We start from the raw sequence: 20,381 nt of genomic DNA, 5'->3' as shown, positions 1-20,381 counted from the left end.
CATGTGGGTCATTGGAGAGGCGAACCTCAGTAAGCGCACACAGCAGGCGCCAGAGGAAGTTTTGGTAGTCCATGACCGAATAGGCCATGCCCTCACCTGGGAGGCCGGAGGCTTGGCGGATCATTCAACCCACTCCTCTTCCATAAGCTTCTTGGTCAGCAGGGCGACGTTGACCATTACGTGGCGGCCTACCTTGAGGTGGGGCAGGTAGCCGTTGCGCATCCAGCCGCGAACGGTGTCGTGGTCTTCACTCATGCGAATCCAGTTTGCGAACTCACGCCACGGCATCATCGGCGGCGGGTTCACAAGGTCTTTCAGCGTCAGGGGGATTCCTTCCATCGGAGTGGCCTTTGTTGCACTATGTTGGTCTTTGTTGGTGAAACCATTAGTCGGCAATATTTGCCGGTTTCATATTGACGATTATAGGCAGCCGGACAAGGTTGACTAGCAATAATTGCCGGCCTTTTAGACGATTAAAGAATATGAGAGAGCGCATAGTCGCTATTCTTGAGCATAAGAAGCTCACGGCTAAGAAGCTGGAAGAGCTGAGCGGTATCGACCGAGAAAAGTGGTACGCGCTGAGAAAAGGCGGACGGCGGGTCAATGAAGATGACATCAAGGTCATCGTTGATATCGCGCCGGAATACGCTCTATGGCTGGTCAGCGGGAAGATTGCCCCCGAGAGTGGCCAGACCAGCCCCGAGTACGACGAGGCCAACCGAAACTTGACCGATCAAGACGCGGGATAGCGATCACCCAGGAAGTAGCTAGGCGCTGGTATGCCCGAAGGGAGGTGGGTAAAGAATGAAGAGAGCAGCCATATTGGCACTGGCCATCGTCAGCCTTGCAGCCAACGCAGACGACAAGACGGCCTTGTCTAAAGCAATAGACACGATCAGGCCAGCCACAGACGCGGCCGCTGATTACGTGAGCAAAAGCATCATGCAGAGCCTGTCGGGCAATGACACCGCGATGGGCCGAGCGGCACGCGATAACCTCGAACGCCAGGCCAAAGCCGAGAGGGAAGCGAGTCGCGGCACGCGCAAGACCATGAAAGAGTGCATCAAGCCGGGCAACGTCATCGACGAAGACGTGCAGGAGTGCATCATGGGCATGCGAGAAAGGGACTGGTAAGGAAGGAGTTCAAGGATGAAAGCTGACAGAGACGACGCCCCAGAATGGCTAACCAGCCGCCCGAGTAAAGGTAGCCAGCTAAAGGTTGTACTGGCAGGAACAATCGGCACTGTCGTTACCCTTGGCGCTCTGACTCTGGCCGGTCAAGCGTTCATGCAGAACACCGTAAAGAACCTGGCCGCGAGCAGTCAGCCACCGAAGCCCAAGCCTGTTGCCGAGATCATCCGAGCAGAGCCAACGCCCAGGAATGACTGGGACAGGATCGTAGAAGAGCAGGCAAGGCGAGACGCAATGTCTCAGCAGCAACCTGAGCAGCCCACTGGTTCAGATAGCCCTGCAGTCAAACAGACCGTGTTCAACGATCAGAACTACACCCCGAGAGGAGCTGACAACGTGCTCAGCCTACGCGAGAGCTACCAACCCGCCGAGCCAGAAAAACCTGCAGGAAAAGTGAGGGTGACGGTTATAAAGGAAACAAAGGATCAGACGTGCTGGCCGCTTAAAGAAGGGAGCATTGAACGGCGTAACTGTAAATCCTATATAGGGCTACAGCGGTAGCACTCGAGCTTTACTTGGGAGTAAAAGTTGTTAGCGACTGAGCAGTCTTTCACGCAACTGGATGATATAAAAATACGCCAATTGCCTAGTTGTAAGTTCTGACCGCTATCGCGGGAATTGACGCGTTACGACAAAAAGAAACATTGACGGTCCGAAGAAGATCAAGAGCTTGATCTTCTATAAGATTGAAATCAATCCTTGGCTTCCTTTCTAGATAAATTCCAATCTCTTGTAGTAGCGAGATCAACTCACCTTGATGGGCAGTATACTTATACTTCTCATCCAGATTGGTGCTGGTATTTTGATATAGACCGTTTGATTTTTCCACTTGGGCGTTTAGCCTCTTCACAAATTCGATATATGCCCCGGAAATTTCAAGACTACCAGACATGGAGTCTGAATACGCCAAATTATACCATTTTAAAGACTCGACATTAAGACTGGATAGCAAGTGCCTTCTAGATGCCTCACTCTTGACGTAGTTTGAAAATATCGAAAGATGCGAAAGGTGATTGGACACCGAGGAGAATTGAACAGAGTTCTGATAGTTCAGTAGCGCAATCATGATGCCCCCAACTGTAACCAAGCCAATAGCCAGCCCCCCCGTCACCGAAAGCACGTCTAACGCAGCTTTATTTGCTTCGCTCCAAAATTCAACGCATGAACTGCTGAAACAAAAATCTAGATCACCAAGAGACTCTACCCGATATGTGGATATCAATATTGCCACTGAAACCATAACACCAATGGAAACAACGACTATTAGTAGCTTTGCAATAATTGCAATGTCAAACTTATTCTGAAAAGGCATTGACAGCTTCCACTTTATTCATATGTAGGCTTAATGGGTCTTAGCCTTTTTCTCAAATCTCGAACTAAAGAGGGATAAGATCGCTGCACTACATTAAGCCTATCATTGGTTCTATAGTAGTGCCTTTTGTATCGAAAACTATCTTTTTTGTGCAGGTAATCGCGCTCAAGTATCTCTACAGAACTCTTAACATAGTTAACTTCTTTCTGAGATGGCAGGGGTAATATACGCGATAGCCTTGCAACAAACTTCGAGTGCTGCGGATGCTTTACCCTTGCCAGCTTATTAGCCCTGCCCAGGCAACGATTATGATCTTTTCTATATGCATATGTCTGCCGATAATTACCGTGCTTTGAAGCTATCTCGAGGCTTCGTATCGCTGCTCTAATATTGCTAATTTCGCGAGATGGAAGGCGCGGTTCTTTGTAGCATACTCGCAGACCATGAACCGTGAGAGGGCTTGCCGATGCGTACTGAGTCTGAGTTTTCTTCGAATTTACAGGAAATTCAGCGTTAGAGAGCATGTCCTCTATTATTTTTTGAGCGTATGAGAAATCATAGTTTGCGATTTTTGATGAGACTGTAATATCGTCAACAAATCGAGTATAGACCAAGTCTTTTCTTTTTAGCTTGGCAACAATTTCCGGCTCTTCCTTATATAGACTTAGCATTGCCAGATAGCTAGATGTTAATGCCCCCTGCACTAATCTTGACTTATAAGTACAGATTCTAGCAAGAATCTCTGAAACATCCTCAGGGTATCGCAATATATCAGAGAATATTTCAATGACTAATTTCTCATGAATATTGTCGAAGAAATTCTGAATATCCAACTTTAGAATAGACTTCGCTTCGCAGTGAAGTCTGGCACAGGCAACATAATCACGACTATGATTTATATCGGATTTGTTCGGAGAAGAAGGTATAGAGCCGTAGAGGTAGCTTGGCCATCTTATAACGTAAGGATTAGAGAAGATTCTAGTATTTATTCTTCTCTGTATTAGCCGAAGCTGGGGGCACGGGTTGTAAACCACTCTCATGCCGCCAGATGTTTTGGGTTTTTCAAGAGACTTATAGCGAGACTCTTCGGGTATTTCCCAAAGTCGCTCAAAGTCAGAAACTTGAAGATTTAGAGCTTTTGCTAAATTAGAGATGCTAGATATAGAGCCGGAGGCTGCTTTGAACTCTCTATGTGCTAAAGTCCGTTTCATAGTTCAGCAAATTAAGTGTAGGTTGAGCCAGCTCAAACCATAGAGCTTTTGGGGAAAAGTGTTGCTTAAGCTGACACTGTGCACCGATACAGCCATTTCTCCCCATGGCCAACCTACCGTCTGTCGCTACTCCGGCTCGGAGGAGGCGAACCGTCCCGCCGGTGTCCCGGAGTGCCCATAGTCATAGCTACAGGCGCTCAATTAAGAGCAATTTCGATGCATTGAATATGTCAGTTGTAGCAAACAAGCGGTACGCTTGCGCACAGACATCCTAAACCTAGCGCACCAATGATGGCAATAGGGCATTGTGACGTGTCGAAAAAGTGTCGAAATCAACGGGCGACAGAGTGCCGCAATGGGCAGAAGGTGTGAGGCGGAAGCCCCGATTTTGCTGGCTTTGGGCAACGATGGGCAGCAACGGGCACCGGCCAAAACGGGTTCAAATCCCTATCTTCCCGCCATATCAAAAGCCCTGAATCGTAATACGGTTCGGGGCTTTTTCGTGTCTGGGAATCCGCAGCTTTTGTTCCGGTGCTTTCCCGTATCAGGTCTTAATCCAAATCAGCAGCTTGATGCCGTTCAGGCACTTGATCCGATTCATCGCCCCATGCGCGATTGACGCGGCGGCCACGTTGCACGGCTTCGCGTTTGGCGATTTCTTCGGCCCAGCGCAATACATGCGGGTAATCGTGAACGGCCAGGAACTCGGCGGCCGAGTAGACGTTGTTCCGCACCAACTCGCCATACCAGGGCCAGACGGCGATGTCGGCGATGGTGTAGACGTCGCCGGCCAGGTAGCGGTTATCGGCAAGGCGCTGGTTGAGGACGTCCAACTGACGCTTGGTTTCCATGGTGAAGCGGTTGATGGCGTACTCGAATTTTTCCGGGGCGTAGACGTAGAAGTGGCCGAAGCCGCCGCCCAGGTAGGGCGCCGAGCCCATTTGCCAGAACAGCCAGTTGAGGGTTTCGGTACGGCCTGCCGGATCCTTGGGCAGGAAGGCGCCGAATTTTTCCGCCAGATAGAGCAGGATCGAGCCCGACTCGAAGACGCGGATAGGGGTTGCCGTGCTGCGGTCGAGCAGGGCGGGGATCTTCGAATTCGGATTGACGCCTACGAAGCCGCTGGAGAACTGGTCGCCCTCGCTGATGCGAATGAGCCAGGCATCGTATTCGGCGCCCTTATGGCCCTGAGCGAGCAGTTCTTCCAACAGGATGGTCACCTTCACGCCGTTGGGCGTTGCCAGGGAATAGAGCTGCAGTGGGTGCTTACCGACCGGCAATTGCTTGTCGTGGGTCGCGCCGGCGGTGGGACGATTAATCTTGGAGAACTGGCCTCCGGATGCTTCCAGATGTTGCCAGACCTTCGGCGGTACGTAGCTGGATTGGCTCATTGAAACCTCGCGTGTCGACGTATGAAGGGGCAGTCGCAGTCAAGGCTATCTGGATCGCGCCCGACGTTTGAATGCCTATCGTGCATTTGGATTATCGACTTAAGGGATAGTGCCTGTTGGCGCGCGCGTTCGATAGGCATCGTGGCGAGTGCATTAGGGCGCGAACTTCAATCGTTGAGTGGTGCCATACCGGCTATGGGCTGGGTAGTGAGCATTTCGCGCAAGTGTTCGATCAAGGCGCGGGTGGCGGAGGTGATACTGCGGTGAGGGTTGGTCAGGGTGTGCAGTACAGCGGAAATCGGCCGCTCGTCCAGGCAGGTGCGCTGCAGGTGCCCGGTTCGCAGATCCTGCAGGCAACTTTGCAGTGGCACGCAGGCCAAGCCTAGGCCTGAGCGGGCGGCGTCGAGTAGCGAGTGCTGGTCGCGCGCGCTCAATGCCGCTTTGCCGAGAATCTTCTTTCCGTTTGCCAAGAGCCAGGGGCGCATCTCCGTGGCTGAGCGGGTCGTGAGCAGGTGCCGGTCATCCAGAGCGGACAAGCGCCTGGGCCTGCCGAGGCCATCCACCACTTCCGGGGTGCCGACTATTACCATTTCCAGTGCGGCCAGTGGTCTGGAGACCAAGTCGGGGCTGTCGAAAGGTGCTTCATGAAGGCTGAGAGAGAGATCTAGCTGGTTGCCCGTCAGGTCGATCATGTCGTCCGCTTCGCTCAGGCAGAGTTCGACGTCTGGGTAGCGCTCCCGGAAGGTGTGCAGGCAGCCGTACAGCCACTGCGAGAGTATGCCCGGCGCGCACAGATGAAGGGGGCCGCGTGGCAGGCCATTGGCCTGCATGGCGATGTCCTCGACGGCTTCGGCGGCGTGCAGCATGTCCAGGGCATGGCGATAGATGCGCGAGCCGGTCGGGGTCAGGTGCAAGGCGCGTGGTTTGCGTATCAGCAGTTGCACGTCCATGCGCCGTTCCAGCTGGATGATGCGCCGGCTCAGGTTGGATTTGGCGATGCCGGTGCGCTGCGCGGCTGCGGCAAAGCTGCCGGCTTCGACGACGTGCACCAGCCAGTAGAGGTCGGTCAGGTTGGCGGCTAGCAGGGTGGTGCGCTGGGCCGGCTTTTGGGACGACCTGTGGTCGTATATGGGACGCTGCATCGTATTTATCTACACGGCTTTGCGTTATCGTAGCGCGCTCTTGATGTTGGGCCTTTTGCCGTGGCGGACAACGCTTTTGCCGAGCAGGACATGCATCGACCCATCAGGGTCGTCTGCCGAGCCCAGGTCGCTGATGGGACGGACTCATGCAAAACAATTTCAATAATGCACCGCACATCCTGGTCATAGACGATTCCCCCGAAGAGCTGCGCAGCGTAGTGGGCTTGCTGCGCCAGCAACCCTGGCGCCTGTCGATGGCCAGCGATGCACGTCAGGGCTACCAGCGCGCACTGGCCCTCAAACCCGACTTGATTCTGCTCGACGTGCGCATGCCGGGTATGGACGGATTTACCTTGTGCCGCTTGCTGCGCGAGGCACCTGCCACCACTCGCACGCCGGTCATCTTTCTTACCTCCGCCGGTGCGGTGGAGGAACGCCTCGAAGGCCTGACGCTGGGTAGCGTCGATTACGTGCTCAAGGCTTGCGATCCGCAGGAAATCCTCGCGCGCATTCGCATCCACCTGCAGTTGGCCTGGCGTGAGCCCGCCGCTGCGCCGAGCAGCGCAGCCGAGGAGCCGGGCAGCCCGGACGAGATCACCCTGCGTGCGGCCATGCGCCTGATCGCTCAGCACCTCGACGAGGTGCCGTCGCTGGCGGAGATCGCACGCAAGGCCGGCACGCACGAGAAGCGCTTGTCGAGCATCTTCCGCGAGCACCTGGGTTGCACGGTCTTCGCCTATATCCGCGAGGCCCGGCTCAAGCGCGGCCAGGAACTGCTCAGCGAAAGCGCCATGGATATCCAGGACATCGCCGATCAGGTGGGTTTTCGCAGCGCCTGCAATTTCACCACCGCTTTCCGTGAGCGTGTCGGCATGACGCCCAGCCAGTACCGCCAGCAAGCGCAGGACAATGGCACCGCGCAGCGAGTCGACCCGTGTCGGGAATGATCCACGGATGATGCTTCGTTTGATCCGCTGGCTGCGGTCTTGGCTCACCTGCCTGCTGCTGTGCAGCAGCCCTGCTGCCTGGGCGCTGGATGTGTGCCTGGCTTCACGGGTGGATCTAGCACCCCAGGCGCAGATTTTCGAGGACCTCGATGGTCAGCTCGATGCCGCGCAAATACTGGCCTTGCCGGCCTCGCGTTTCCACGCTGCCACCCCGGAGCAACTGAGGCAGGAGTACAGCCATTCGGCCTACTGGCTGAGATTCGAGTTACACAATGGTCATGCCGAGGCCTGTCGCCGCTGGCTGACGGTGGGCGAGCCGCGTTTGCATGACATTCAGGTGCATACCCTGCGCGGCGATACCTGGAGCCGGCAGGTTGCCGGGGCCGCCTATCCGCTGCAACAGTGGCCGGTGATCGAGCGCCAACCGGTGTTCGAGCTGTTGCTCGAACCCGGGGAGCAGGTGCAGGTGCTGGTGCGGGTGAGCACGCCCACGCTGCTGCTGCTGCAACCGGTGCTGTGGAGTGAGACGGCGCTGCTGCAGGACCGGCAGCGGGTCTCGCTGGGCGACGGCATCACCCTGGGTATCGTGCTGCTGATCGTGCCGTTCAGCCTGGTGGTCGGCTGGATCGTGCGTTCGCGGCTGCTGGCGGTGCACGCCGCGACGGTGTTCGCCTACGTGCTGGTCACCATCGTCGCCAGTGGCTACCTGATCTTCCTGCCGAGTCTGATGGGCTGGAGCCTGCCGATCTGGTCGGCGCTGAGTATCCTCTCGTACCTGTGCTTTCTGGCCTATGCCCGGGAGTTGCTGCAGGTGCGTCAACTGCCGCGTCTATGGGGCTGGCTCTATAACCTGGGGCTGCTGGCCTTCATCGCCGCCTGCCTGTGGGGGCTGCTGGTGGATTCGGTGCAGGGGCGGCCGCTTGCAGAGTTGTGCACGCGGGTGGGGGCCTACGTGCTGCTGCCGGCGACACTGATCGCCGCCTGGCGACGCGGCCTGGAACTGAGCTGGATGGCCTGGGCCGTGCCGCTGTTCATGCTGGTGCAGTTTCTCGTGCGCTACGTGCTGCAGCTCGACACGCTGCCCTGGCAGGCGCGCGCCAGTATGCTCAGCCTGTCCTCGACCTTGCCGGGGGTGGCCATTCTGGTGTGCACCCTGATCACCGAGGTGGTGCGCAGTCGCCGCCGCGAAAGGCATGCCCTGACGGCACTGGAGCATCAGCAGAAGGCCGAGCAGGAGCGCCTGGAAAGCACCGTCGCGATCCGTACCGGGCAGTTGCGCGAATCGTTGCAGGCACGCAGCTCGCTGATGGCGCGCATCAGCCATGACCTGCGTTCGCCGTTGGTCAGCATCATCGATCATGCGCGTCTGGCACAGGCGGGCGCTGCCGAGGATTTCCCGCGCAAGGTGGAGCGCAACGCCCGCCAGCAACTGGAGCTGATCGACGAGTTGCTGGAGTTCTCCCGCAGCGAGTTGCAGCAACTGGAACTGATCCTGGCGCCCGGCTACCTGTACGGATTCTTGCGCGAGCTGGAGGAGGAGGCGGGCTTTCTGGCCTCGCGGCAGAATAATCGCTTCGAGTGCCGCTTCGCCGACGACCTGCCGCCGCTGGTGCGCGCCGATTTGCGCCGCCTGCGCCAGGTGCTGCTGAACCTTCTGGGTAATGCCGCCAAGTTCACCCATGACGGGGTGATCGTGTTCGAGGTGAGCGGCCGGCCCGCCGAGGATGGCCAGGTGCTGCTGAACTTCAGCATCAGCGACAGCGGCATCGGCATCGATACCCAGGCCCGTGACCGGCTGCTCAAGCCCTTCCAGCGCGGCCAGGGCGTGGAGGGCTATGACGGCAGTGGCCTGGGCCTGTCGATCGTGACCCAGTTGCTGCAGATCATGGGCAGCGAACTGCAGCTGCAACGGCTGGAACCGACAGGCAGCCGCTTCAGCTTCCAGCTCACGCTCGCCTGCGCCAGCGAGGACGAGCTCGACAGCAGCTTCGTCGAGAACCATGGAGTACAGGTCGAAGGCGCCGGCCGGCGTATCCTGATCGTCGACGATCTGCCGCAGAACCGCGACTGGCTGAGCGATCTGCTGGCGGGCTACGACTTCGAGGTGCAGACCGCCTCCAGCGGCCAGCAGGTGCTCGAATATCTGCAGGCCGAACCCTACGACCTGCTGATTTCCGACATGCGCATGCCCGGCATGGATGGCTGGGAACTGCTTGCCGCACTGCGCCCGCGCTGGCCCGAGCTGCCGGTGCTGTTGTACTCGGCGGTGCCGGCGCTGCGCCCGGCGCAGATGCCGCCGCACCTGCGGTTCGATGCCACCCTGCTCAAGCCTGCCTCGAGCAATGACCTGCTGGCCTGCGTCGACAGGCTGAGCGGGGCAGGGCACACGGCCCTGGAGGCGTCATGAGGCGGATGACGGTGGCGTTGTGCTGCGTGGCGTGCTGGCCTGCCGTGGGCCTGGGCGAGACCGAGGTGCTGCAGCTCGAAGACATCAGTGTGGTGGGGGCCAGCCATCGCCTCGAATCGGCCCGGCAGGTGCCGGGCAGCGTTCTGGCCGTCGACGGCGAGCGGCTGGGCGAGGCCGGCCTGGATGATCTCGGCGCCCTGGCGCAGCGTGTGCCGGGTTTGATGCTGAGCGCACCCAACCCACGCTATACCGCCATCGGCATCCGTGGCCTGGGGTCGAGTTCGGCCAACGACGGGCTCGATGGCAGCGTGGCGGTGTACCTCGATGGCGTGTACCTGGGGCGCCAGGGCATGATCCCGCAGGATTTCGTCGATATCGACCGGCTGGAAATCCTCCGTGGCCCGCAAGCCACCTTGTACGGCAAGAACGCCACGGCGGGGGCGATCAACCTGACCAGTCGGATGCCGAGCTTCGTCAATGAAGGGCAGGGCGAAGTGCGTATGGGCCAGGATGGCCTGCGCCACTACCGCGCCAGCCTGTCCGGCCCGCTGATCGACGAGGTGCTGGCGGCGCGCCTGAGTGTCTATGACCTGAGCCGCGACGGCGATATCGACAACCACTTCAATGGTCGCCAGCTTGGCGAGCAGGATCGCCAGGGGCTGCGCGGGCAATTGCTGTGGGCGCCCAACGAGCGCTTCAGCGCCCGGCTGATCGGCGAGTATGCGGTACAGGATGAAAGCGCGGTGCTCACCGCCAGCCACCTGAGCGCGACGACCCGCCAGCGCGCCGCCTTCGTCGGCTACCAGCCCTTGCCGGTGGCGCCCTTTGCCCGCCGCGTCGAGCAGAACGACGACAACAGCCTGCATACCGTGCAGCGCGGCCTGACCCTACAGCTCGACCAGCATCTGGATAACGAACTGACCCTGACCAGCATCACCGGCTACCGCGACTGGGATTACGACAGCCGCTACGACGCCGACAGCATGGCGCTCTCGGTGGCACGCTCGGCGGTGGAGCTCGATCATCGCCAGTTCAGCCAGGAGCTGCGCCTGGCGCAATCGCTCGGCGAGCGCTTCGATTACCTGCTGGGCGCCTACTACCTGCAACAGAGGCTGCAACGGGATGTGGACGTGGCCTTCGGCCGTGATGCCGCGGCGTTCTTCCTCGGCGACCGGCCGGAGGTCACTGCCCTCGGCATCACCCCCGGCATGGTGCCACCTTCGCTGTTGCAGGGCGCCGAGCAGCACTTTCGCGGCGGGCAGGATAGCGACACCCAGGCCGTGTTCGGCCAGTTCACCTGGCGCCCCACGGAGCGTTTGGCCATTACCCCGGGCTTGCGTTACAGCCGCGAGCGCAAACGTGGCGAGATCATCCGGCGGGTCGATGGCCTGGCGCCGCTTGGTATGGATCCAGTGTCGCAACTGGGTGGCCAACTGCTGCGCGATATCGCCCTGGGCGGCGCCTATGAGCGGCGCAACCGCATCACGGAGAACAACCTTTCTGGGCAACTGGCGCTCAGTTATCAGTTCAATGACGCGCTGATGGGCTATGCGCGCTGGTCGAGGGGTTACAAGGCCGGTGGCATCAACCTGGAGGTCACTGGCGATGCCATTGCCCCGGTGTTCGACGCCGAGCGTGCGACGGCGCTGGAGGTGGGCATCAAGAGCCGCTGGTGGGACGAACGCCTCGCACTCGACGTGGCGCTGTACCAGACCGACGTGGACGACTACCAGGCGCTCAGCAACAGCGAGCCGGCCGACGAACTGTCACCGCCGCTGCGCGACAGCCTGATCAACGTTGGCAAGGTGCGCCTGCGTGGCATCGAGGTGGACGGGCGCCTGCAACTGACGTCTCAGGTAGCGTGGCACCTGGGCCTGGCCTTGAACGATGCGCGCTACCGCTCCTTCGACAATGCGCCCTGCCCGCCGGAAAGCGGGGCGTGGTCGTGCGACCTGTCCGGCAAGCGACTGTTCAATGCGCCGCGCTGGAGCCTGGCCAGCGGGGTCGATTACCGCAGGCCGCTGGAAGCCGGGCTGGAGCTGTTCGGTGCGCTCGATTACAGCTGGCGCAGTGGCTACTACGGTGTGCTGGAGCGCGGCACCGGCAGCTACCAGTCGGCTTACGGCCTGACCGACCTGCGCCTGGGCATCGGCCAGGCCGACCAGCGCTGGGCCGTGGAGCTGTGGGCGCGCAACCTCTTTGACCAGGATTACGCCAGCGCCTTCTACGCCACCCTGGGTTCCGGTGACTACGGCCTGTTGCCGGGTGCGCCGCGCAGCCTTGGAATGACCCTGCGCGCGCGCTACTAAAAAGCATCGGTTCGCCCTCCCGAGCCTTTGTCACGCCTCTGCAACGCCCTTTCGGCATGCCTTTCGTCGTCATTTCGTGGTGCGTCCGCTGCGGCAAAACTCCTGTCCGGCCATGCAAAATTGACCGCTTGACGGCGTGCTTAGACTCCGCGGGCTCTTCACTCCCAGCCAATGGCTGGTGAGTGGTTCCCCAATCTTCATGGAGTTGTACGATGCCAGTTCCTCACAAGGATTCCGTTCGTGCGGGTAAGCATCTGCTGCATTGCGCCATCGTGCTGGCCGGTACCGCTACCGCCCAGCTAGCGCTTGCGCAGGTGCTGCCGGACGCCGGTCAGTTGCTCAACGAGCATCAGCAGACGCGACCTTCGGAGCCGCGTTCCACCCAGCCACCCGCAGCCATCGAGTTGCCCTCCGGCACCAGCGGCCGGCCAACGGACTCCGGCCTGCGCGTGCAGCTCAAGGCCATTCGCTTCAGCGGCGATACCGAACTGGCCGAGGCCGAGAACCTGCAGGAACTGACCAAGCCGGTACTGGGCAAGACCCTGGATCACGCCGGCCTGCAACAACTGGTCGAAAGCCTGACCCGCTACCTGCGCGGTCGCGGTTACGTGCTGGCGCGTGCCTACCTGCCACGCCAGGATCTCACCGACGGGGAACTGGAGATCGCCCTGATCAAGGGTCGCCTGCAATCCGGCACCTCGCGCATCGAAGTGCAGGGCGACACCCGCAGCTCTCCCGAACGCCTGCGCCAGATCGCCGCTGCCGCCTTGCCCGAGGGCAAGGTACTGCACGCCGAAGATCTGGAACGCGCGCTGCTGCTGATCAACGACCAGCCAGGTGTCAGCGCGCAATCCGCGCTGGATGTGGGCACCGAGCCGGGCACCAGCCGCCTGCTGATCAACGCCAAGCGCGGCCCGCTGGTGTCGGGTGGCGTGTCGGCCGACAACTATGGCAACCGCAGCACGGGCACCGCCCGCGCCAATGCCCAGGTCAGCCTGAATGATCCGCTGGGTATCGGCGATCAGTTCAGTCTCGGCCTGAGCAAGAGCACCGGCACCGACATCGTCGGTGCCTCCTACAGCCTGCCGCTGAATGCCTCGGGCCTGCGCCTGAACGCCGCCGGCTCCTACCTGCGCTATGAAGTCGACCAGGAGCAATTCCGCCCCCTGGATCTGCGCGGCAACGCCCGCAGCGGCTCGCTGGGCCTGAGCTACCCGCTGATCCGCTCGCGCCTGCAGAACCTCGACCTGTCCGCCACCTACGAGCACAAGGCGCTCGAGGACGAGGCGCTGGGCATCAACCTGCGTGATCGCGAGCTGAACAATGTGATCCTGGGCATGAGCGGCAACCGCTTCGACTCGCTGGCTGGCGGCGGTGTGACGGAGGCTATGCTGGCGCTGACCCTGGGTGAACTCGACCTCTCGGGCAACCGCGACGATCAGTTCGCCGACCGCGTCGGTGCCGGCAGTGACGGTAGCTTCCACAAGCTCAACCTGCGCCTGTCGCGCCTGCAGAGCCTGGGCGCCGGTAGCCCCTGGACGCTGTTCGGCGGCCTTTCCGCGCAGTGGTCCGGTGACAACCTCGATTCCTCGGAGAAATTCCTGCTCGGTGGCCCGGCCGGTGTACGTGCCTATCCGGTGGGTGAGGCCTCGGGTGACCAGGGCTGGCTGGCGACGCTGGAGCTGCGCCGCAACATCGATCTGAACCTGCTTGGCGTGGTGCTGCAGGGCCTGGGCTTCGTCGATAGCGGGCGCATCTGGCTGCATCAGGATCCCTGGCCGGGCTCGATCAACAACGCCGGTGACACCAACCGTTACGACCTGCATGCCGTAGGCGTTGGCGCCAACCTGTGGGCCGGCAGCTTCAGCTTGCGTACCGCCGTCGCGCGCACTCTGGACAACAACCCGGGGCGCAGCCTTTCCGGCCTGGATGCCGACAGCCGCTCCAGTGACTGGCGCGCCTGGATCCAGGCCTCGTACGCATTCTGATCCGGCCCATTGCGGCCCTCTACGAATTTTAGGAGCACACCATGAAGCGCGCTTCGTTGAATCATCTTTACCGTCTTGTCTGGAGCGACGCCGACCAGGCGTTCGTTGCCGTTGCAGAACACTCGACCGCACGCGGCAAACGTGGCGGTGTGGTCGGCGTCCTCGCTGCCGTCAGCCTGCTCGGCAGCGGCGCCGTACTGGCGGCCGACCTGCCCACGGGCGCAAGCGTAGTCGGTGGTAGCGGCAACATCTCGCAGAACGGCAGCCATATGGTGGTCGATCAGCACACAGGCAAGCTGGTCACCAACTGGAACAGTTTCGATATCGGCGCCGATGCCAGCGTGACCTTCCACCAGCCCGGTGCCAACAGCATCGCGCTGAACCGGGTGATCGGCGGCGGCAATGCCAGCCAGATTCTCGGCAAGCTCGACGCCAACGGCCAGGTGTGGCTGCTCAACCCGAACGGCGTGGTGATCGGCAAGGGTGCCGAGGTCAACGTGGGCGGGCTGGTCGCCTCGTCGCTGCAGATCAGCGACCAGGACTTTCTTGCCGGCAAGACCACCTTGAGTGGTGGTGCAGGGGCTGGTGCGGTCATCAACCAGGGCATCGTGAACACCGCGCCGGGTGGCATGGTGGCGCTGATCGGCCCGCAGGTCGGCAACAGCGGCAGCATTCATACGCCCGGCGGCAGCACCGTGCTCGCGGCGGGTGACAAGGTCAGCCTGGATTTCCAGGGCGATGGCCTGGTGGGCGTCAATGTCGAGCGTGGCGTTCTGGACGCCGCAGTGCGCAATGACGGGCAGATCAGCGCCGACGGTGGCCTGGTGTCGCTGAGCGCGCGCTCGGCCGATGCGCTGCTCAGCAGCGTCATCAACAACACCGGCGTCATCGAGGCCAAGGGGCTGGTGGAGCGCGGTGGTCGCATTCTGCTCGACGGTGATGCCGAGGGTGGCCTGACCCAGGTTGCCGGCACCCTTGACGTGTCTTCCGAACAGGGCAAGGGCGGCAGCATCGTGGTCACCGGCGAGCGCATCGCCGTGGCCGATGCTACGCTCGATGCCAGCGGCGCGACCGGCGGCGGCACGATCAAGGTCGGTGGTGGCTGGCAAGGCCAGGATGCCACGGTGGCCAATGCCACCCAGGTGACGGTCGAGCGCAACGTGAAGGTCAAGGCCGATGCCACCCAGGCTGGCGACGGCGGCACGGTGGTGTTCTGGGCCGATGGCGACAACCGTTTTGCCGGCGATATCTCGATCCGTGGTGGCGAGCAGGCTGGCAACGGCGGCAAGGCCGAGGTCTCCGGCAAGCAGACCCTGCACTATGCCGGCAAGACCGATGCCCGCGCGAGCAAAGGGCGCACGGGTGACCTGCTGCTGGATCCGACCAATATCATCGTTTCCGGCGGCAACGGTACGGACGGCGATCTGAGTGCCAGCACCGGCAACGTGACGGTGTACGAGAAGAATCTGGAAGCGCAAACGGCCAATGTACTGCTGCAGGCCACCACCAGCATTCATTTCGCCGACCTGAACCAAAACGGCGGCGATGGCACCATCAGCATGCAGGACGACGTCAGCTTCCGGGCCGAGGTGATCAACAGCGGCAATACCGCTACCTCCATCAGCTTCGCCAACAGCAGCAACACACTGGAAGTTTCCGGCAGCGGCAGCATCTACATGCAGGCCGGCGGCACCCGTACCGGTTCGATCGATGGCGTGTTCAACCTCGTGGCCAAGGGCGCGGGGGTGAATCCGGCGCTGGCTGACCTGCCGGATCACGATGTCAGCGTGATCGGCAGCGGCACGCCCGGTGCCGGCAGCATCACCCTGTTGGGTGCCGATGGATTGACGATCGCCGGCTCACTGTCCACCGAGGGCGGCTATATACGACTGTCCAGCGATTCTGACACCGGCGGCCGAGGTGATTTGAGCATTACCACTCCAATCACCACGCGTGGCGGCAACCTGTATCTATCGTTCGGGGACACTACGCGCGGTTCCAATACCTACAACAGTGTAGCTACCTTGAGTGGAGACATAACCCTTGGCACTGGCCGCCTGTATTTTGGTGATGCCATGGGGACCAAGGGGCTTGGTACCTCGACGGGTGAAAAGCAGCTAGCGGGTCTCCTGAGCTTGAGTGGTGACGTGAACTTCAGTACCCCCTTGACGATGAAGGGGGGGGCTTCCGTGTTCACGGACGGATCAATCAACTTCACCAGCATCGTCAATCTCGACACTGGCAATGATCTGCTGACGCTGCGCGCCAATAACGTCGACTTCACCCAGGCCACCTTGCAGAACCTGACCACCGCCAGCATCCGTCTGGAGCCGTACGACGTCACCACCAACATCCTGCTCAACAGCAGCAGTGGCAGTGCTGGTGGCGGTATCTTCCTGGACGGCAACGCGCCGGCCACCGATATCAGCAAGCTGGTGGGCATCAAGAATCTCACCATCGGTCGCGCTGATGGCACCGGCACCACCACGGTCGACTCCTCCGGCTTCAGCTTCAATGCCAACAACAACCTGTCGCTGCTCAACGGCAGCATCCAGGTCGATGGTGCGCTGAGCAACAGCAATGGCAGTGGGCATGTGCTGGCCCAGGCGGGCGTCGGCGACGTGGTGATCGGCAGCGGCGGCACCGTGACCGCGCAAGGCAGCGGCGATGCCGTGGTGCTGGTGGCCGAGCGCAACTTCGTCAACCAGGCCGGTGCCAACGCGCTTTCCGCCAGCAATGGTCGCTGGCTGACCTATTCCAGCAGCCCGCTGGATGACATGCGCGGTGGCCTGGACGTGGCCTTCAAGCAGTACGCCGCGCAGTATGGCGATACCGTGCTGGGCAGCGGCAACGGCCATCTTTACCGCTATGCGCCGAAGGTGACGGTGGAACTGCAGGGCGAGGTTCGCAAGACCTATGACGGCAATGCCGCCGCCAGTGTCAGCGACGCCAATTTCGCCATGAGCGGCGCCATCGATGGCGACACCATCGACGTGCTGTCCTTCGGCAATGCCTACTACGCCGACAAGAATGCCGGCGCGGGCAAGCAGGTCACCGTGGACGATGTCGAGGTGTCCGAGGCCACCAACGGCAACGTCAAGGTCTATGGCTACCAGGTCGACGCTTCCAGCGTGAGTGGCGACGTCGGGCAGGTCGACCGCAAGGTGCTGACCGCCAACGCCGATGTAGCGGGCAAGACCTACGATGGCACCACCACCGCGAACCTGAGCAACGTCGCACTGGTGGGTGTGGTCGCCGGTGATGAAGGCAAGGTGGGCACCTCCGGCACGACCGGCGCGTTCAGCGACAAGAACGCCGGGCAGGACAAGTCCGTGACCGGTTCGGGTATCGCCCTGACCGGCGCGGAAGCCGACAACTACAGCTTCGACACCGACGCCGAGATCGGCAAGGCGGACATCGACCGCAAGCTGCTGACCGCCAACGCCGATGTAGCGGGCAAGACCTACGACGGCACCACCACCGCGAACCTGAGCAACGTCTCGCTGGTGGGCATCGTCGATGGTGATGAAGGCAAGGTAAGCACCTCCGGCAACACTGGCGCGTTCAGCGACAAGAACGCCGGGCAGGACAAGTCCGTCACCGGTTCGGGCATCGCCCTGACCGGCGAGGAAGCCGACAACTACGCCTTCGACACCGACGCCGAGATCGGCAAGGCGAATATCGACCGCAAGCTGCTGACCGCCAACGCCGATGTAGCCGACAAGACCTACGACGGCACCACCACCGCGAACCTGAGCAACGTTTCGCTGGTGGGTATTGTCGATGGTGATGAAGGCAAGGTTGGCACTTCCGGCACTACCGGTACGTTCAGCGACAAGAATGCCGGGCAGGACAAGTCCGTCACCGGCTCGGGCATCGCATTGACCGGCGAAGAGGCCGACAACTACGCCTTCGACAGCGACGCCGAGATCGGCAAGGCGAATATCGATCGCAAGCTGCTGACCGCCAACGCCGATGTGGCCAACAAGACCTACGACGGCACCACCACCGCGAACCTGAGCAACGTTTCGCTGGTGGGCATCGTCGACGGCGATGAAGGCAAGGTGGGCACCTCCGGCACCACTGGTGCGTTCAGCGACAAGAACGCGGGGCAGGACAAGTCCGTGACCGGCTCGGGCATTGCTCTGACCGGCGCGGAAGCCGACAACTACGCCTTCGACAGCGACGCCGAGATCGGCAAGGCGAATATCGACCGCAAGCTGCTGACCGCCAATGCCGATGTAGCGGGCAAGACCTACGACGGCACCACCACCGCGAACCTGAGCAACGTCTCGCTGGTGGGCATCGTCGATGGCGACGAAGGCAAGGTAAGCACCTCCGGCAACACTGGCGCGTTCAGCGACAAGAACGCCGGGCAGGACAAGTCCGTCACCGGTTCGGGCATCGCCCTGACCGGCGAGGAAGCCGACAACTACGCCTTCGACACCGACGCCGAGATCGGCAAGGCGAATATCGACCGCAAGCTGCTGACCGCCAACGCCGATGTAGCCGACAAGACCTACGACGGCACCACCACCGCGAACCTGAGCAACGTTTCGCTGGTGGGTATTGTCGATGGTGATGAAGGCAAGGTTGGCACTTCCGGCACTACCGGTACGTTCAGCGACAAGAATGCCGGGCAGGACAAGTCCGTCACCGGCTCGGGCATCGCATTGACCGGCGAAGAGGCCGACAACTACGCCTTCGACACCGACGCCGAGATCGGCAAGGCGGACATCGATCGCAAGCTGCTGACCGCCAACGCCGATGTGGCCAACAAGACCTACGACGGCACCACCACCGCGAACCTGAGCAACGTCTCGCTGGTGGGCATCGTCGATGGTGATGAAGGCAAGGTAGGTACCTCCGGCACCACTGGCGCGTTCAGCGACAAGAATGCCGGGCAGGACAAGTCCGTCACCGGCTCAGGCATCGCCCTGACCGGCGAAGAGGCCGACAACTACGCCTTCGACAGCGACGCCGAGATCGGCAAGGCGAATATCGATCGCAAGCTGCTGACCGCCAACGCCGATGTGGCCAACAAGACCTACGACGGCACCACCACCGCGAACCTGAGCAACGTCTCGCTGGTGGGCATCGTCGATGGTGATGAAGGCAAGGTAGGTACCTCCGGCACCACTGGCGCGTTCAGCGACAAGAATGCCGGGCAGGACAAGTCCGTCACCGGCTCAGGCATCGCCCTGACCGGCGAAGAGGCCGACAACTACGCCTTCGACAGCGACGCCGAGATCGGCAAGGCGAATATCGATCGCAAGCTGCTGACCGCCAACGCCGATGTGGCCAACAAGACCTACGACGGCACCAACATCGCGAACCTGAGCAACGTCTCGCTAGTGGGTATAGTCGATGGTGATAAAGGCAAGGTGGACATCTCGGGCACTGGCACATTCAACGACAAGAATGCTGGTCAGGATAAATCCGTTACTGGTTCAGGCATCACTCTGACCGGCAAAGAGGCCAACAACTATACCTTCGACACCGACGCCGAAATCGGCAAAGCCGATATCGACCGTAAGGTACTGACCGCGATAGTCGATATTGCCGATAAGCCCTATGACGGCCTTAGTACTGCAATCATCCGCGACATTGCGCTTGATGGGATTATTGATGGCGATACTGTGGGAGCAACGGGCAATGCCACGTTCGACTCCCCGGCTGCAGGGCAGGGCAAGACGGTGAGCATCACTGACCTGCAATTGCTCGGTGATGATGCTGGTAACTATCAATTGTCTGATCAGCCTGTGATCGGCGTGGCCAGCATCCAGCAGCCGTTCCTACCGCCGGCCGGCCTGATCAACGCGCCTGAGGGCGCTAATGGCACCGGCGACGCGGTCAAACGCCCAGATAATCAGCTGGTTGTGCTCGAACCTGCCTCGGTTCAGCCGTTGCCGTCCACAGTGCTGTTCAGTGATACGCCAAGCCTGGCCACCAGTCCGGTGGGCCTGACCACTGGCGATGCTCTGGTGCTACAGGATGCAGTGCTCTCAGGTAATGGCCGGATGAGTCTGGCGCTGGCCGATGGGCGCTCCGAGCCCGCAGTGCGCAAGAGTCTGGACATCTACCGCACCCGTGCCGGCGAGCCGCTGCGTAGCGAGGGACAGTACGCTGCCACCGACCTGGGCAGTAGCATCACACTTGAACTGGCCGATACTGGCAGTCGCCAGGCGCCAGTCCTGCAGCGTGCGGGTGCGCGATCGGCCGAGGGCTCGGTAGCCTTGGCCAACGGGCAGAGCCTGAGTTTGCAAGTGACGCTCATGAACGATGGCGTGCTGCTGGTTCAGGTGCCGCCGCTGGCCAATGACCTCGACAGCGACGAGCTGGCTGCTTATGGTCTGGCCGTCGCGAAAAAGCGTTTGGGCGTCAGCGTTCGCAGTATCGAAACGGTGGTGGTCGAACATGCCCTTAGGCAGGCCGAGGTCTCGAGCGAGACTCACATCGAAGTAGCCAGTCGTTGACCGATTG

13 protein-coding genes are annotated in these 20,381 nt (G+C 60.9%); 8 read left to right on the top strand and 5 right to left on the bottom strand.

The genetic code is table 11. The features are described from left to right. Positions 1-120: 120 nt before the first annotated feature. Complete coding sequence (locus tag EL191_RS14880; RefSeq protein WP_003245701.1) at positions 121-339, bottom strand: MerR family transcriptional regulator; 219 nt, start codon at positions 337-339, stop codon at positions 121-123. Positions 340-482: 143 nt separating this feature from the next. Between EL191_RS14880 and EL191_RS14875 the strand changes: the two genes are divergently transcribed. Genes EL191_RS14875 through EL191_RS14865 form a run of 3 tightly spaced genes read left to right on the top strand, consistent with a single transcriptional unit; the run spans position 483 to position 1,692 of the window. Then, positions 483-749 carry a hypothetical protein gene (locus tag EL191_RS14875; RefSeq protein ID WP_061237382.1) on the top strand — a complete coding sequence of 89 codons (267 nt, stop codon included), beginning with the start codon at positions 483-485 and terminating at the stop codon, positions 747-749. Between the two features lie 55 nt (positions 750-804). Beyond that, positions 805-1,134: a hypothetical protein gene (locus EL191_RS14870; protein ID WP_126403490.1), complete on the top strand. Its 330-nt coding sequence runs from the start codon at positions 805-807 to the stop codon at positions 1,132-1,134. 15 nt (positions 1,135-1,149) lie between these two features. Beyond that, positions 1,150-1,692, top strand: a complete 543-nt coding sequence (locus EL191_RS14865; RefSeq protein ID WP_126403489.1) for a hypothetical protein — start codon at positions 1,150-1,152, stop codon at positions 1,690-1,692. A gap of 85 nt (positions 1,693-1,777) precedes the next feature. Here the strand turns inward: EL191_RS14865 and EL191_RS14860 are convergent, their stop codons facing one another. The 4 genes from EL191_RS14860 to EL191_RS14845 all read right to left on the bottom strand — a co-directional run bounded on the left by EL191_RS14860 (position 1,778) and on the right by EL191_RS14845 (position 6,247). Next, complete coding sequence (locus EL191_RS14860; protein ID WP_126403488.1) at positions 1,778-2,503, bottom strand: retron Ec48 family effector membrane protein; 726 nt, start codon at positions 2,501-2,503, stop codon at positions 1,778-1,780. Positions 2,504-2,517: 14 nt separating this feature from the next. Continuing rightward, positions 2,518-3,714, bottom strand: coding sequence for a reverse transcriptase family protein (locus tag EL191_RS14855; RefSeq protein ID WP_126403487.1), 1,197 nt, complete (start codon positions 3,712-3,714; stop codon positions 2,518-2,520). A 551-nt stretch (positions 3,715-4,265) separates the two neighbouring features. Beyond that, positions 4,266-5,105 (bottom strand): glutathione-dependent disulfide-bond oxidoreductase, encoded by an 840-nt coding sequence (gene yghU, locus EL191_RS14850; protein WP_041980828.1) that lies wholly within the window; start codon positions 5,103-5,105, stop codon positions 4,266-4,268. Between the two features lie 167 nt (positions 5,106-5,272). Then, entirely contained in the window at positions 5,273-6,247 is a 975-nt protein-coding gene (locus tag EL191_RS14845; RefSeq protein WP_052435051.1) for a LysR family transcriptional regulator, read from the bottom strand. Between the two features lie 146 nt (positions 6,248-6,393). On the opposite strand from EL191_RS14845, the gene EL191_RS14840 reads away from it, so the two are divergent. The 5 genes from EL191_RS14840 to EL191_RS14820 all read left to right on the top strand — a co-directional run bounded on the left by EL191_RS14840 (position 6,394) and on the right by EL191_RS14820 (position 20,374). Then, positions 6,394-7,194 (top strand): response regulator transcription factor, encoded by an 801-nt coding sequence (locus tag EL191_RS14840; protein ID WP_013716270.1) that lies wholly within the window; start codon positions 6,394-6,396, stop codon positions 7,192-7,194. Positions 7,195-7,201: 7 nt separating this feature from the next. After that, positions 7,202-9,601, top strand: coding sequence for a hybrid sensor histidine kinase/response regulator (locus tag EL191_RS14835; RefSeq protein WP_052435052.1), 2,400 nt, complete (start codon positions 7,202-7,204; stop codon positions 9,599-9,601). Continuing rightward, the gene (locus tag EL191_RS14830) at positions 9,598-11,910 is read left to right on the top strand and encodes a TonB-dependent receptor (RefSeq protein WP_041980829.1); all 2,313 of its coding nucleotides are present in this window, start codon (positions 9,598-9,600) and stop codon (positions 11,908-11,910) included. The genes EL191_RS14835 and EL191_RS14830 overlap by 4 nt, the downstream gene beginning before the upstream one ends. A gap of 212 nt (positions 11,911-12,122) precedes the next feature. After that, positions 12,123-13,898, top strand: coding sequence for a ShlB/FhaC/HecB family hemolysin secretion/activation protein (locus EL191_RS14825; protein WP_052435053.1), 1,776 nt, complete (start codon positions 12,123-12,125; stop codon positions 13,896-13,898). 41 nt (positions 13,899-13,939) lie between these two features. After that, positions 13,940-20,374: a YDG domain-containing protein gene (locus EL191_RS14820; protein ID WP_126403486.1), complete on the top strand. Its 6,435-nt coding sequence runs from the start codon at positions 13,940-13,942 to the stop codon at positions 20,372-20,374. The last annotated feature ends 7 nt before the right edge of the window (positions 20,375-20,381 follow it).

Origin of the sequence: Pseudomonas mendocina, from assembly GCF_900636545.1 — a bacterium.
Taxonomy (GTDB): domain Bacteria; phylum Pseudomonadota; class Gammaproteobacteria; order Pseudomonadales; family Pseudomonadaceae; genus Aquipseudomonas; species Aquipseudomonas mendocina.
Note: the sequence above shows the minus strand (reverse complement) of the source record. Positions and strands in the feature narration are given on the sequence as shown.

Bases quoted from the DNA above. Each gene is read 5' to 3' on its own strand.
- EL191_RS14880 (WP_003245701.1), bottom strand. From the start codon at position 339: ATGGAAGGAATCCCCCTGACGCTGAAAGACCTTGTGAACCCGCCGCCG.
- EL191_RS14875 (WP_061237382.1), top strand. From the start codon at position 483: ATGAGAGAGCGCATAGTCGCTATTCTTGAGCATAAGAAGCTCACGGCT.
- EL191_RS14870 (WP_126403490.1), top strand. From the start codon at position 805: ATGAAGAGAGCAGCCATATTGGCACTGGCCATCGTCAGCCTTGCAGCC.
- EL191_RS14865 (WP_126403489.1), top strand. From the start codon at position 1,150: ATGAAAGCTGACAGAGACGACGCCCCAGAATGGCTAACCAGCCGCCCG.
- EL191_RS14860 (WP_126403488.1), bottom strand. From the start codon at position 2,503: ATGCCTTTTCAGAATAAGTTTGACATTGCAATTATTGCAAAGCTACTA.
- EL191_RS14855 (WP_126403487.1), bottom strand. From the start codon at position 3,714: ATGAAACGGACTTTAGCACATAGAGAGTTCAAAGCAGCCTCCGGCTCT.
- yghU (WP_041980828.1), bottom strand. From the start codon at position 5,105: ATGAGCCAATCCAGCTACGTACCGCCGAAGGTCTGGCAACATCTGGAA.
- EL191_RS14845 (WP_052435051.1), bottom strand. From the start codon at position 6,247: ATGCAGCGTCCCATATACGACCACAGGTCGTCCCAAAAGCCGGCCCAG.
- EL191_RS14840 (WP_013716270.1), top strand. From the start codon at position 6,394: ATGCAAAACAATTTCAATAATGCACCGCACATCCTGGTCATAGACGAT.
- EL191_RS14835 (WP_052435052.1), top strand. From the start codon at position 7,202: ATGATGCTTCGTTTGATCCGCTGGCTGCGGTCTTGGCTCACCTGCCTG.
- EL191_RS14830 (WP_041980829.1), top strand. From the start codon at position 9,598: ATGAGGCGGATGACGGTGGCGTTGTGCTGCGTGGCGTGCTGGCCTGCC.
- EL191_RS14825 (WP_052435053.1), top strand. From the start codon at position 12,123: ATGCCAGTTCCTCACAAGGATTCCGTTCGTGCGGGTAAGCATCTGCTG.
- EL191_RS14820 (WP_126403486.1), top strand. From the start codon at position 13,940: ATGAAGCGCGCTTCGTTGAATCATCTTTACCGTCTTGTCTGGAGCGAC.